A 13,408-nucleotide genomic window follows, 5' to 3' on the forward strand; every position below is an offset into this window, starting at 1 on the left:
AAATAGTCTGCCCTGCGGCAACGTAAAAAGAACATATTCTACATTGCCAAAGAGCAGACATGGTCTGAACCGGTTAATTTACGATTGCTTTATCCTATAACTTTTTCTGAACTAATTCATACCCTTTTCTGCATTTTCTTTCAGTACGTTTTTAAGGGCTTCAACGCCTTCCTCACAGAGATCATTAAATGGCCGCCTGCAGTCTCCTACCGGATAACCCAGCATAGCCACTGCCTTTTTAACAACCGTGTTAGGATTGCCATATTTAAATACAGCTCTAAAACTTGCAATGGACTCCTGAGCTGCTTTGGCTTCCTCTAATTTACCCTCTGTAAACAATGTATAAATCGAAGACAGCACATGAGGATATACATTGGAGCAGCCTGCAATACCGCCAAATCCCCCTTCTTTTAAACTCGGAAGTATCAATGAGTCATTTCCGGAAAGTACAAAGAAATCTTTTTCCAGTTCACGGGTTTCTGTGATATAAGCTTTCAGATTATCCCAGTCACCGCTGGAATCTTTGGCTCCAATAATTAAATCCACATCCTTTGCCAGCTTTGCAACTGTTTGGGGCAATAATTTGTTGCCGGTACGGGCAGGAATATTATAAAGGACGATGGGCGTATCCACATGTTTTGCAATCTCCACGTAGTGGTCATATAATTCTTTTTGTGATGCAACCGCAAAGCTTGGAGTGATGATTGATAAAACATCGGCTCCCAGTTCCTGTGCTTTCCGGCTCATTTTAATGGTATCTGCTGTGGATATTAAACCTGAACCAGCATACACCGGCACTCTTCCCTTCACCTGGTCAATTGTTGCCTCTAAGACTTCAACCTTTTCTGTTTCACTTAATATGTAACCCTCCCCATTGGTTCCAAACGGAAAGATTCCATGTATTCCACCACTGATAAGACGTTCAATCTGGTTACGAAGCTCCGTAAGATTCACAGATTCATCTGCATTCATTGGTGTTAAAATCGGTGTAATAATACCTTTTAATTCCACTTTTTTCATGATTGCTGTCCTCCTAGACTTATTTGATTATTTTCAGTGCAATTCTGCACAATATATCCTCTGTTCCAAATCCTCCAGACTTAGAGATAATCTGTTGACAATGTCCATTCCAAATAAGCCTGGAAACAACCAGCCCTGGTTCTATCTCACACAAAGGTTCTATCTGTGTGCATCCCACCAGTTTCATATATCCCATAAGCGTATCTCCGCCTGTCATAAGAACGGTCAAATCCATCTGTTTCTCCGCAAGAGCCTTTACAATCGATCCATGTGCCTGTGGTATCCGGGTTCGCATCTCGTCTATATCCCTGGTTTTATCAGCCATGAAACCGGCAATATGTTCTTCCGTATCAAAAGAATCCACAATAATCTTCTTATTGGTTCTGCACAAATCTGCAATCTCTTCCAAAAACATTTTTCCAGCCAAAGAGCTGTAATACCCGGGAGAAAACTTCTGCTCCATGGTAAGCCTTCTTCTAATAAAATTACCATTGCATTCCGCATACTCCAATTGTCTGAGGGTGATTTTATTTAAGCTTCCACATGCCACATATAAACCAGCCGTTTTTTCGTATGTTAACCCTTTTTTGGAATGACCAAATACTTTTTTTGCAAGCCTCTCTCCAAGCATGGCACAGCCTGCTATGAGTTTCAGTCCATTCCTCCCGACTAATTGATCCAGTATCGTATCTATATCATCCACTGTCTCTGTGTCACACACAATCACTTTCGATTTAGAATTCATCTCACTCTCAACCACTTCTTCCACACTTTGACAAATGACCGATATATCACTCTGTTCCTTTATAATATCTGGTATATACGACTTTGTAACCGGTTCAAAGGGGTCCTTCCCAAACACACTTTCCTCAAGAAGCTCTCCTGATATATAGTGTACTCCCTCTTTTGTTGTTCTTCCGATCTCAGGGTGCCCCGGAAGGAAATAAATGGGGAAATTTTTCACTGCATCTGCCACAGCCTGAAGCTCCGAACCAATATTTCCACGCAAAGCGGAATCCGTTTTCTTAAATATGACCTCCACACCATTTTTGTGTGCCCAATCCGTAATACTGTATACCACCTTATAGGAATCGTCTGCCGACATAGGTCTGGACTCTGAATCTACAACGATCACTTCCGTATCTGCTTTTACATCACATCCAAAAACCTTACCTTCCGTAAAAACCTGAGTACGGACACCACGTTTTGTAAATTGTATGCCTGTATCTAACGCCCCGGTAATATCATCTGCTATAATCAGCATCTTCACCATACCATTTCCTCCACGTATTACTTACTTGAAGCCAGGCGAATCGCATAGTCAATGGAATTAACAAGACTTAACTCACTGGACACTCCTTTTCCAGCCAAATCAAATCCAGTTCCATGATCCACAGATACTCTTATAATAGGAATGCCCAGTGTTATATTCACGCCTGCTACCGCATCCCATTTCTGAAGTTCCTTATTATAATGAAAGCCCTCTACCTTTAACGGAATATGTCCCTGGTCGTGATACATGGCAACTACAATGTCATACCAGCCGCCCAGGGCCTTTGAAAAAATGGTATCAGGAGGCGTGGGTACTCCTTCTGGAATACAGATACCTTCTGAAATTGCCACATCAATTGCCGGCTGAATCTCTTCAATCTCCTCTATACCAAACAATCCATTCTCCCCGCTGTGAGGATTGAGTCCTGCCACTCCGATTTTCGGATTTTCAATTCCAATGGCTTTACACGCTTCATTTGCTATTCTTATTACTTCTAATACTCTGTCTTTTTTTACCCTGTCACATGCCTGACGAAGAGAGACATGAGTGGAAACATGCACCACTCTCAGATCTTCATGTGCCAGCATCATGGTATACTTATCTGTGTGCGTATATTCTGCATAAATCTCTGTATGCCCCGAATAATGATGTCCTGCCCGATTAATTGCTTCTTTATTTAACGCATTGGTTACGGTTGCATCAATAGAGCCATTCATTGCCAGTTCAATCACTTTGACCACATACTGAAAAGCGGCTTCTCCACACATCTTTGATATCTTTCCGTAAATATGTTTCTCCATATCAACCATGCCCATATCAAAAACATCTATTGTCCCATATTCAAAGACCGCATCCTCCACTCTTTTCACTCCATGGATTTTGACTTCATCTTCTTTTTTCAAGATTTTTATAATCTCTTCCATACAGTTAACATCACCGATTACAATGGGGCGGCACGTTTCATATACTCTTTTATCCAGTAATGCCTTTACGGATAACTCAGATCCATTTCCAGCAGGATCACCCATGGTTATTCCGATAATGGGTCTTTTCTTCATCGTCTCACCTTCCTTATCAAAGAACTTTTAAATAAATATTTCTTATATCCTCAAGACTTAATTCCTTCCTGTTATTAACAAGCAATCTCTGCTGTTTACTTCCAGCTTCCACCAATCCCTCCAGATCTTCTTTTTTAACACCAAATTCTTTTAAATCTGTAGGAATGTTTGTAGCCTTCACAATATCAGCAATCTGATCAATCACATACTGTGCCTTCCCTGATTTTGTCTTCACCGGAAGATCACAAAATACAGCATCGCATAACTCTGCAAGTCTTTCTTCACAGGCATCCTTATTGAATTCCATTACATGGGCAAATAAAATTGCATTGGATACACCGTGCGCAATATGATATTTACCTCCAAGGGGATACGATAACGCGTGAACTGCCGTGGTACCGCTTCCCGTAATCGCAACTCCGCCGTAAAAGGCTCCCAGAAGCAGATTGTTTTTTGCCTCTATATTGTCTCCATCCTCATATGCCTCCCTGATATTATTGAAAATCAGTTTTGCCCCTGCAAGTGCATAGGTATCTGATAATAGTGTTGCCTTTTTCGATGTATAGCACTCCACTACATGAGCAAGGGCATCTACACCAGTAGCTGCTACGATTGACTTTGGAAGCTTCTTAATAAAATTCGCATCAAGAATCACATAATCTGGTATCATACTGTCATTTACAATCCCTTTTTTTGATTCTTCTTCTGGAATTGCAACAATTGCGTTACAGGTAGCTTCTGAACCAGTTCCACAGGTAGTCGGAATCATAATGGTCTTCAATTGTTTTTTTGCCTGAGTCGGATCATCTAACAAATCTTTTACAGAATATGGAGCGCCTTTTAAAACGGAGCAAAGTTTTGCAACGTCCATTACACTGCCTCCGCCAATGGCAATAATCAGATCACCATCATAATCCTTCACTTCTTTCATCACCCTCTCTGCATCCTGGTATGCAGGCTCTGGAGTTAAACTATCAAATACCTGGTATTCCGTATTACTATTCTCCAACAATCCTGTCAATATATCCAACAGTCCGTGTTCACGTATTCCTTTATCTGTAAATATAATAATCTTTTTTGAATCTTCTTTCTTAATTATGGCGTTTACATGTTCAACGCATCCCTCTCCGCCATAGACGCAAGATGGAATTTTAATCTGATATCCCATTTCAGTTCCCCCTATTTATTTATTATTTCGTCTCATTATTAAACATTTTCTTTACATACTTATATTATACTCCCATATTATGGTGATTCAAGCATTATTCTTTTTGTTTTTCGTCTTATATTAATACATACAATCTCTAAACCGTTGCTTTTTGCAACGCCGGAGATTATAATGGTGTTAAATCAATAAGAAAAAGTTTTAAAATGTCAGGAGGGTCTATGCAGAAGGTTAAAATACTTGCCATTGCTCCATATGAAGGAATGGCAGAAATTTTTGAGAACATTTCTAAAAACAGAGATGATATTGAATTGACAGTTCAAACCGGGGATTTAAATACAGGCAGAAAAATTGTAGAAGATCTTGCACATAAAAACTATGATGTCATCATATCAAGAGGTGGTACGGCAGAACTGATCCGATCCTCTGTTGAAATTCCCGTTGTAGATATATCCATTTCAGGTTATGACATTCTTAGAAGTATCAAGCTGGCAGAAAATTACTCCGGCAAATCTGTAATTGCTGGATTCTCCGGAATTACCAAACACGCAAGGGTACTCTGTGATCTGCTTCAATACGACATAAATATTATTACATTTACAAGCGAGGAAGGTGCCCTTTCCGCCCTTCGAACAGCCAAAAACGATGGCGCATCACTTGTACTGTGTGATATGACAGGAGCAAATTACGCGAAAATATTAAATATGAACTCCATTCTCATAACATCAGGTACAGAAAGCATCAACGATGCAATTAACGAAGCAAAAAAACTGGTACATTCCTCTAACCATGTGCACAAACAGAAGAATCTGTTTCAAAGCCTTCTCACCGATGAGGACCGGGAGTTTTTGATTTATGACCCTGCTGGTTCTCTATGGTTTTCCAGTTTTTCCATTGACGGAACCAGTGTATCCCTGATGAATGTAGTACAGACATACCTCAAAGCATTTTTAAAAGTTCCAGACCAAAGCGTTGCCAGACAGATCCGAGATAAAGTATACACGTTCACATGCCGTCATCTCTATCTTGATGAGCAAAAATACACCGCAATCACAATCAGTCAAAAGCTTGCACTTTTTTCTGAGGATGACATGGGAATCACCATATATAATAAACCCGACTCCGACTCCCCCAATTTTTCAAGCTTCTTTGGAGGTTCCGACAAAATCGGCAACATGGCTCATATCATCGAAGAATACAGCAAAAGTTACCTTCCCGTTTTAATCACCGGTGAAGATGGCACTGGCAAAGGCAAGGTGGCATCAATTATGTATGAAAACGGTCCATATAATACCTCCCCTTTCTATATCATAGACTGTAAATTTATCAGCGAACGGAAATGGAATTATATCATAAATAATGAAAACTCTCCTCTTGCAGATGTACATTCAACCATCTATATTAAAAATGTCTGTACACTCTCCCATTCGCAGCTTGAAAAACTATTTAACTATATAGACCATACAGATCTGACGAAACGCAACCGCCTGATCTTTTCACTTTTGCTCACCAACGAAATTTCTTCCGAACATGAAACTATTAAATACCACTTAGAAAAGCAGCTCTCCTGCTTAACATTAAATCTTCTGCCATTAAGAGACAGAAGTGATGATATCCCCAGTATTACCGCTTTATATCTGCATAAGTTAAATATATCACTGGGAAAACAAATCATTGGTCTGGAGGCTGAGGCAATGGAACTTTTTACCGCCTTTCCCTGGCCTCACAATTTAGATCAACTGCAGCGTGTACTGAAAGAACTTGCAGTCGTCACAAAGACTCCTTATATAACCTGCCACGAGGTAAAATACTTCCTGGAGCAGGAAACCCCTGCAATTCCAAATCTCCCTTCCGTTGATCTGGATTTAACCCAGACTCTGGAAGAAATTAACTACCAGATTATTCTAAAGGTATTGACAGAAGAACACGAAAACAAAGAGAAAACCGCAAGCCGGCTTGGTATAAGCAGAAGCACCTTGTGGAGAATTCTAAAAACTCATAATGCGTTATAGGTTTCTCTTGCGGAATAATTTTTGCATGTTTTATATGTTCCCTTTTTTGTCTTGGCAACTTTCATGGACCTGGTATCTTTGGTTGGAAAATTTTTGATGAAATAACTGCCCGAGTGTTTATGAGAAATTGGTTTATAACGGATCTAGCTTATGAAGTGTTTTTTCTGCAGCTAATTCTGGGCTGTACTTGATTCTACACTGCACTTGATTCTACACTGCACTTGATTCTACATTGTATTTGATACTACACTGTATTTGATTCTACACTGTATTTGGAAAACCTGTTTTTCCTCTTCCTTATTGCAAAAATAACCTCTTAGAATTATGCTGATTCTACAATCCTAAGAGGTTATTCATATATTTTTTAGACAGACCAGACAGACCCACGATTCCCAATAATATCAGATATTAAACATCAGAATTCTCCATTAAATGACGAATCTGCTCTTTGGTAACTCCTACACCTTCAACTGCATCGAGTTTCAAATCACCCATTCTATATGCTGGGACTGCCCATACTCCAGAACGCTCAAAAGCAAGTTGGTTTGACTCTTCCAGTTTTCCGCTGTAAGTTCCCTTCTGAAGAGACAATCGAAAATCATCAGCATCAACCAGATCATTGACATACTCAGTAAGCACTTCAATATCTTCAATATTAATACGATCTTTCTGAGCTGCTTCAAACATTCTTTCATGATATTTCATAATATCAACTTCATGATCAACCGCATAGAAATACCCTTGTATACACAGATCGCTGTGAAGACCATGCCGTTCCGGTCTGGGGTGTGATTCACAAGGATGCCAAACCACATTAACCTCTGGAAAGTCTGAAATAAACTCCTTTAAATACCCATGAGCTCTCAGACAAAATGGACAAATATAATCAAAAAAAACATTCAATTCCCGCTTCATTCTTAACTACCTCTCATTTCCCATCATTTATTCATAATCACAGGATCAACCATTAAAAATTTACTATCTCTTTCCTTACAAAATTATCCTATCTATTACATTCCCCTATCTACTACGTTTATAATCAAAGAAACCTCATAATATTATTTTCTTGCCTGAAACCCTCTCTGATACTGCTCCGGCCATGGATATTCACTTCCCAGATTACGGGCTGCATGTAACACCCAATAGGGATCACGCAGAAGTTCTCGTCCCAAAGCAACCAGATCCGCCCTTTCTCCACCCAGAATCTCCTCTACCTGATGGGGGTCCGTAATCAGACCAACGGCAATGGTCGGAAGACCTGACTCTTTTTTCAGCCACTCGGCAATTTTCACCTGATAGCCCGGATAAATTTTCTTAGGAGGTGTAGGTACTACTCCGCCCGTACTCACATGAAGTACATCAATATATGGCTTTACTAACTCAACAATCCGTGCCATTTCTTCCATATGCATCCCATCTGGTTCATAATCCTCAGCAGATACACGCAGCAAAACCGGCTTCTCATCCGGCCATACCTCATGCACAGCCTTTAATATTTCAATCAGTATCCGGCACCGGTTTTCTGTTGATCCTCCGTAACCGTCCTTACGATGATTTGACAACGGGGACAGAAATTCGCTGATCAAATAACCATGAGCACCATGAATTTCAATGGCATCAAAACCAATCTCAGCCGCCCTGGCAACAGCACTCCGAAACGACTTAACCGTCTCACAGATATCCTCTTCTGACATCTCATGGGGCATAGGTGAATCCTGACTAAATGAAATTGCACTAGGTGCATAAATTATATCTTCCTGAGCTTCACATTTACGCCCGGCATGATTAAGCTGAATCCCCACTTTTGCTCCCTGCTTCTGGCAGGCAGTAACAATTGGCTTAAGTGCCTTCGCCTGATCATCATTCCAGAGTCCCAGACAATGGTCCGAAATACGCCCCCACGGCAATACCCCGGTAGCTTCCATAATAATCAGACCCGCTCCGCCAACCGCTCTTGACGTATAATGGGTAAAATGGAATTCATTTGCCATACCATCGGTTCCAGCACTATACATACACATGGGAGGCATAACAATGCGGTTTCGTAATGTCATATTTTTTACTGTAAATGGATCTAATAAGTACATGATAATTCTCCCTTCTACTCTATGATAGATATAATAATTAAACTATGTCTCATTTTTTTCCAAAATATATGTCTTATCTTATGGAATTTTTTTGCAGATGCAGTTAATGAAATAAATTAAATTAACTGCATTTTGAGCAAATATACTGCAAAGTTTAGGGTGAAGATTGAATCAATATATTTGTGTATCAACAAAATATATTGACAATAATATTTTTAATTAAATATTGTCTATATTATAAGTCTATATAAATAATAAGGCAAGCAAATTCACTTCAATTATAGAATTTTTCATAATACTATATTGTGGTATAATACAGGCACAAGGGTAATCTTTAACAGCCTTAAAAGAAAAAAATGCCCACGCAAACACCAAATACACAAAGCAAAAACCCCAGAAACCCTTATTTTATCAGGTTTCTGAGGCTTTTATCATAGAGGCGACAACCAGATTTGAACTGGATAAATAAAATATCGTTAAAAGCTGATAGTACCGGGATTCCTTGCTATTAAAGGGATTTCCCAGTACTATACAATGGGACGTTTTCCTTGCACAAATACCATTTTTACCCGTGCTGAACCCCCATGCAACACGAATATGCAACACGAATTTATGTTATGTATTTGTGTTATGCTCAGGCACCATTTTTCGTTTTGCATCCGCCTTAGCTATTATATTTTCAGCCATACGAGGAAAAGGCTCTCGTTCTCTCATCCATTTACAAATCACATCATACTCGTTTGATGGCAATTCAGTAATAAAATTATAAAAGTCCCATATTATTTCATCATTAGTCTTACTCATTTTCCCCTTATGCCTCCTTTATATGTCACTAAAATAACCCCCTTATCCACGATGTTTTATGTATCTTTTTAGATACCTTTGTTATTAATATTCATTTTCCTCCTAACTTCATGATCTAATTATAAGAACATACGTTCTTTTTGTCAATGCTATTTGATGTCCGGAACCTTTAAAATCATATGATATACACAATTATAAAATGGTAAATATTATAAATCAAAGACAAAATATACCTTATATGCCAAATAATGGTAGTGTCTTACTGCTTTATGTTAAATTAATTCGCCTATTATTGTGCAGTTTATACATTACATAATTTTTGAGTGCCAAATTTTGCAATGTTAAGTGCTAGATTTTGCAAGGATTTAGTCATATTTAACTAAATTCCGTAATATTCCATATTATTTTACCCATAAGATCAAATAATGGTAATGAAGTATTGCGGAGTTACAGCAAGGCAATGTATAATAAAGATAACATTGAATATAAACGAGGTGACTTTATGAGTATTAAAGGGGCAGGTCAGAAGTTATATGTTGGTAAAGAATCTTCCAACATCATTACTTTTTGGGGTAATAAAAAAAGAATTAACTATGATGAATTAAGTCGAATAGATTATATGTACTCTTCTGGTATCGAAACTGGATATTTAGAATTTGTGAAATATGGGAACAACATAATCCGTTTTGAGTTTGGCATACGCGCTAATGAAAAAATAGCAAAAACTATTGCTCTTATAAATGAATATAACCAAGAGCTTCAGATAAACGAATATAGACCATCTGATTTTAAATTTTATCAACATTCTTTATTTGCCATATTGGTCACTTTTATTTTGGGTTTCCCTCTTGGGTCTATAGGTTTATTCCTAGTTTGGCATTACAAGAAAGGAACAAGAATGTGGCGAGTTTTTATAACCGTTTTTGCAATACTATTTTGGTCTTCGTGGATCATCATTCCATACATAGAATACAGACTAGCCATGAACGACTTAAATAATGCCATGAATTCTTATTTTGAAATATTAGACGGGCTAAAATGGAGATAAACTGTTTTAATCACACGCACTGAGGAAAGAAGGGAAAAGTATATGTCATATTGGCAAATTCTTAATGATACCTATGAAAAAGCCAGGGATTATATAGGGAAAAAAGCAGAATAATATATGTTTAAAAGGCGGCTCCGTGAGGAAACCGCCCTTTATTGTTTTAACCTGCAAGCTGTTTTGTGTTGGTCTGCTCTATGAATGATTTAACCTGATCGTATCCCCAGCCACAATCTACCAGGCCACTTACCAGGGATTCCATGGACTGTATTGCTTTTAATTCTTCTGCAGTGAAACAGCTTCTTAGATCATCTTTTTTTCCTATGCCATACTTTTCCCTAAGTTTCTTTGCGTCCACGCCAAAAACAACTTTGTAGATACAGTTTGTGTATGTAGAATATGCGTGACCGTGCATTCTCTCGTTTTCGGTGGATTGTTGCAGGGCTTTTGTCAATGACTGCCTGACTGCTATACCCTTTTCTCTTTCAATCAGTTTCCCTGTAAGAGCTTTTTCCATTGCATTAAACTGTTTGATATAAGCGAGTTTGAACCGCATCGCCTTTTCTCCCGTATAGCCCATTGCCAGAAGCGTAAAGCCGTCTCTGGTCATAAAATACATTGGATTGCTCTTTCCGTTTGAAGCCTTGTATGAGACTAAATTGAATAGCATGGAAAATTCCGTTGTACTAACACTTGCTTCAATAGTCCTTATTGATTCCATTACATCATAATGGTTCTTGCTAAATGTTTCAGCCACATCAAGGCTGCTTACTACTGTTACCTCTTCTTTGTTGATTTTTGTAATCTCTACTAACATATTATCAATCCTTTCGCTGACTTTATTTTAACAGTATCAAAAAAAGAGCAGGGGTCCTCCCACTCCTTAGAGTAGCTTCATTTTATCAGACAAGCACCGTGACAAACGTGACACTTTTGTTTATCTTGCTAATCCCTTATATTCCAACGCTCCATCACTTAAAGTAGATAACAGTATCTTTCCTGTGACCATCTTTCCATCTGCGTCCACGGCATAAATCTTACCATTATTTTCAACAAGCTGTGACCGGCACATAACCCCGTCTGGTCCCAGGTAATACCAGTCACCGTTATATTTGTACCATGTGTTTGTGACCATGATCCCGGCACCATTAAACCAATACCACTTCCCATCAACCTGTACCCAGTCATTCCGGACCGGGAGCCCGGTATCTCCATTGTAATACATATAACCATCTGTTATCTGTACCCAGCCGGATTTCTTTTCAGGGGCTATAGGTGCCACAGTGATTGCGGCAACCCAAGTCTTTTTAAACTCTTCCGGGTTAGCATACGCCTTCTTAATACCGCTTGTGGAGCTTCCCCAGTCTGGGAGTTGGAAGTGAGGCTTATCAACCGGTGACTTCCAGTTACCACCCCACTCCAAGCCAATGGATACACCGATGGCTCCGACACGTCCAAAGAAGTTACCTACTTCGTTATACGCTCCTAGACCGTCGTTCCGGTAAATATCGAAAGCGGTCCCCCACTGATGATAGGAACTGTATGTACTCCCCGGGGCATTCGTCACTTTGTTTCCTGGCTTTGTTCTTCCCTGGGCGTAAAGCCCATCCTGCTCTGCCACTGTTCGGAAGGTTTCTCCAATTTTAATCTTCAATCCCTGTTTACTGCATTCATCTACCAGCTTCGCCGCCAAAACCTGCAGGCGAGGGTGGCATAATGTAATATCTCTCATAAATAAATCCTCCAATGAAATAGGTCCAGGAATCTCCCAGACCTATTATGTTGTGATGACAGGTTATTTGATATCGTCAGTCTTTGCATTAAGTAACTTTTCAGTAATTGCAAGCCCCTTAATTAAGAATGTAGGAACATTATAGCCACACTCTGTAAGGTTTTCCAGTATGCTACGAATTTCATTAATCAATAAGCAAGCGAGAGTAAACCAGCCCAAAAGTAACATGAAATCCAGATTTATGCCAAGCACATCTTTTCCAAGGTTAATAAGTAATTCCGGCAGCAAAAAGGCTACCAGTACAATTATCCAGTAGCCTACTTTTTTTAAGATACCCATTAATCCCGCCTTGCTACTCTCCTGACCTAATTTCCTGGCCTTATACCAACCCGTACCCCAATCTAGTACATTGCAAAGCAGAAAGCCAGCAAAAACATACCAGTAAACTCCGAATAATGCTGTTAAAACGGTTGCGATCATACCTACTGTGGCGTTGTATTTGTCTACAAATTTCATTCTCATTTTCCTCACTCTTCCTCTTGTTTAACGTAATCTTCCCCAGTAATCAATTTATACTCTTCTTCTGTGATCCACCTGCCTACTGCATTCCAAGCCATCTTTTTTGACCATCTGTTTGTATCGTAATACCCTTTTACTTCTTCATAGTGTGGACTCATAGTGTAAGCACCTCCAAATCATAACCCGTCATCATTGATAAATAAGCTAAGTTTGCATTGGTATCCTTAATCTGCTCACGCGTGTCTGGTGATCTGAACTCGGCAATCATTACATCTGCTTTTACCCCGGTGCTTACTTCATAATTTGATCAGCTTGTTAATATACCTGCATAAATTAGGTCCGAACGGCTCCAGTCGGGATCACCCGATGTGCCGATCTGTACGATGTCACCATTTTTTTTGAGGGTTTGATTTACTACATCAAAAGCTGTGTCACCACGGCAGAACATAATTGATCCGCCGCGGTCTGTTAAATTTACACCAGCAGTAACGAGGTCAAACACTTGATCTCCAAATTTTATTTTTTCATTGCTCATAAGTATCCTTTCTGCCATTTCGGCATAAAAATAAGAGCCTTTTGGCTCTGGTTTACAAGTTTATTTAGTTCGGTAAATAGCAATTTAGCTGATATACGTAGTGACATGGGCGGTGTGAAATTTGCTTATATTTCAGGCGGAACAGCCACCCTCAAAAC

At 39.3% G+C, this 13,408-nt stretch carries 14 protein-coding genes; 2 read left to right on the top strand and 12 right to left on the bottom strand.

Annotated elements, in window-relative coordinates; all coding sequences use genetic code 11:
* Nucleotides 1-111 precede the first annotated feature (111 nt).
* From dapA to FAY33_RS15000, 4 genes are read right to left on the bottom strand one after another with little or no spacing between them, the layout of a single operon-like run.
* Nucleotides 112-1,020, bottom strand: coding sequence for a 4-hydroxy-tetrahydrodipicolinate synthase (gene dapA / locus FAY33_RS14985; protein WP_143322040.1), 909 nt, complete (start codon nt 1,018-1,020; stop codon nt 112-114).
* A 19-nt stretch (nt 1,021-1,039) separates the two neighbouring features.
* Entirely contained in the window at nt 1,040-2,293 is a 1,254-nt protein-coding gene (locus FAY33_RS14990) for a four-carbon acid sugar kinase family protein (protein WP_143322041.1), read from the bottom strand.
* Nucleotides 2,294-2,310: 17 nt separating this feature from the next.
* Entirely contained in the window at nt 2,311-3,351 is a 1,041-nt protein-coding gene (gene pdxA, locus FAY33_RS14995; protein WP_143322042.1) for a 4-hydroxythreonine-4-phosphate dehydrogenase PdxA, read from the bottom strand.
* 16 nt (nt 3,352-3,367) lie between these two features.
* A complete protein-coding gene (locus FAY33_RS15000; RefSeq protein WP_143322043.1) occupies nt 3,368-4,519 on the bottom strand; it encodes an iron-containing alcohol dehydrogenase in 1,152 nt (383 codons plus the stop codon).
* Nucleotides 4,520-4,737: 218 nt separating this feature from the next.
* Here FAY33_RS15000 and FAY33_RS15005 point away from each other — a divergent pair, with 218 nt between their 5' ends.
* Entirely contained in the window at nt 4,738-6,528 is a 1,791-nt protein-coding gene (locus FAY33_RS15005) for a sigma-54-dependent Fis family transcriptional regulator (RefSeq protein WP_143322044.1), read from the top strand.
* 408 nt (nt 6,529-6,936) lie between these two features.
* On the opposite strand, the gene FAY33_RS15010 is transcribed toward FAY33_RS15005, so the two are convergent.
* The 3 genes from FAY33_RS15010 to FAY33_RS15020 all read right to left on the bottom strand — a co-directional run bounded on the left by FAY33_RS15010 (nt 6,937) and on the right by FAY33_RS15020 (nt 9,419).
* Nucleotides 6,937-7,443 (bottom strand): DsbA family protein, encoded by a 507-nt coding sequence (locus tag FAY33_RS15010; protein ID WP_143322045.1) that lies wholly within the window; start codon nt 7,441-7,443, stop codon nt 6,937-6,939.
* A 143-nt stretch (nt 7,444-7,586) separates the two neighbouring features.
* Nucleotides 7,587-8,615 (bottom strand): NADPH dehydrogenase NamA, encoded by a 1,029-nt coding sequence (gene namA, locus FAY33_RS15015; RefSeq protein WP_143322046.1) that lies wholly within the window; start codon nt 8,613-8,615, stop codon nt 7,587-7,589.
* A 615-nt stretch (nt 8,616-9,230) separates the two neighbouring features.
* A complete protein-coding gene (locus FAY33_RS15020) occupies nt 9,231-9,419 on the bottom strand; it encodes a hypothetical protein (RefSeq protein WP_143322047.1) in 189 nt (62 codons plus the stop codon).
* Between the two features lie 502 nt (nt 9,420-9,921).
* Between FAY33_RS15020 and FAY33_RS15025 the strand changes: the two genes are divergently transcribed.
* Nucleotides 9,922-10,467, top strand: a complete 546-nt coding sequence (locus FAY33_RS15025; RefSeq protein WP_143322048.1) for a hypothetical protein — start codon at nt 9,922-9,924, stop codon at nt 10,465-10,467.
* Nucleotides 10,468-10,627: 160 nt separating this feature from the next.
* On the opposite strand, the gene FAY33_RS15030 is transcribed toward FAY33_RS15025, so the two are convergent.
* The 5 genes from FAY33_RS15030 to FAY33_RS15050 all read right to left on the bottom strand — a co-directional run bounded on the left by FAY33_RS15030 (nt 10,628) and on the right by FAY33_RS15050 (nt 13,250).
* Complete coding sequence (locus FAY33_RS15030) at nt 10,628-11,281, bottom strand: Rha family transcriptional regulator (RefSeq protein WP_143322049.1); 654 nt, start codon at nt 11,279-11,281, stop codon at nt 10,628-10,630.
* A 120-nt stretch (nt 11,282-11,401) separates the two neighbouring features.
* Nucleotides 11,402-12,196 (bottom strand): M15 family metallopeptidase, encoded by a 795-nt coding sequence (locus tag FAY33_RS15035; protein ID WP_143322050.1) that lies wholly within the window; start codon nt 12,194-12,196, stop codon nt 11,402-11,404.
* A gap of 63 nt (nt 12,197-12,259) precedes the next feature.
* Nucleotides 12,260-12,712 carry a phage holin family protein gene (locus FAY33_RS15040; RefSeq protein WP_347562708.1) on the bottom strand — a complete coding sequence of 151 codons (453 nt, stop codon included), beginning with the start codon at nt 12,710-12,712 and terminating at the stop codon, nt 12,260-12,262.
* 11 nt (nt 12,713-12,723) lie between these two features.
* Nucleotides 12,724-12,873 carry an XkdX family protein gene (locus FAY33_RS15045; protein WP_143322052.1) on the bottom strand — a complete coding sequence of 50 codons (150 nt, stop codon included), beginning with the start codon at nt 12,871-12,873 and terminating at the stop codon, nt 12,724-12,726.
* Nucleotides 12,874-13,022: 149 nt separating this feature from the next.
* Nucleotides 13,023-13,250, bottom strand: coding sequence for a hypothetical protein (locus FAY33_RS15050; RefSeq protein WP_143322053.1), 228 nt, complete (start codon nt 13,248-13,250; stop codon nt 13,023-13,025).
* Nucleotides 13,251-13,408: the final 158 nt, after the last annotated feature.

This window comes from Clostridium sp. HBUAS56010, from assembly GCF_007115105.1.
In the GTDB taxonomy this organism is placed as follows: Bacteria; Bacillota; Clostridia; order Lachnospirales; family Lachnospiraceae; genus Lacrimispora.

Excerpts from the sequence above, each read along its gene's own strand:
- FAY33_RS15010 (WP_143322045.1), bottom strand. The coding sequence starts at position 7,443 with ATGAAGCGGGAATTGAATGTTTTTTTTGATTATATTTGTCCATTTTGT.
- FAY33_RS15030 (WP_143322049.1), bottom strand. The coding sequence starts at position 11,281 with ATGTTAGTAGAGATTACAAAAATCAACAAAGAAGAGGTAACAGTAGTA.
- FAY33_RS15050 (WP_143322053.1), bottom strand. The coding sequence starts at position 13,250 with ATGAGCAATGAAAAAATAAAATTTGGAGATCAAGTGTTTGACCTCGTT.
- FAY33_RS15025 (WP_143322048.1), top strand. The coding sequence starts at position 9,922 with ATGAGTATTAAAGGGGCAGGTCAGAAGTTATATGTTGGTAAAGAATCT.
- namA (WP_143322046.1), bottom strand. The coding sequence starts at position 8,615 with ATGTACTTATTAGATCCATTTACAGTAAAAAATATGACATTACGAAAC.
- FAY33_RS15045 (WP_143322052.1), bottom strand. The coding sequence starts at position 12,873 with ATGAGTCCACACTATGAAGAAGTAAAAGGGTATTACGATACAAACAGA.
- FAY33_RS15040 (WP_347562708.1), bottom strand. The coding sequence starts at position 12,712 with ATGAAATTTGTAGACAAATACAACGCCACAGTAGGTATGATCGCAACC.
- FAY33_RS15020 (WP_143322047.1), bottom strand. The coding sequence starts at position 9,419 with ATGAGTAAGACTAATGATGAAATAATATGGGACTTTTATAATTTTATT.
- FAY33_RS14990 (WP_143322041.1), bottom strand. The coding sequence starts at position 2,293 with ATGGTGAAGATGCTGATTATAGCAGATGATATTACCGGGGCGTTAGAT.
- FAY33_RS15005 (WP_143322044.1), top strand. The coding sequence starts at position 4,738 with ATGCAGAAGGTTAAAATACTTGCCATTGCTCCATATGAAGGAATGGCA.
- FAY33_RS15035 (WP_143322050.1), bottom strand. The coding sequence starts at position 12,196 with ATGAGAGATATTACATTATGCCACCCTCGCCTGCAGGTTTTGGCGGCG.
- pdxA (WP_143322042.1), bottom strand. The coding sequence starts at position 3,351 with ATGAAGAAAAGACCCATTATCGGAATAACCATGGGTGATCCTGCTGGA.
- dapA (WP_143322040.1), bottom strand. The coding sequence starts at position 1,020 with ATGAAAAAAGTGGAATTAAAAGGTATTATTACACCGATTTTAACACCA.
- FAY33_RS15000 (WP_143322043.1), bottom strand. The coding sequence starts at position 4,519 with ATGGGATATCAGATTAAAATTCCATCTTGCGTCTATGGCGGAGAGGGA.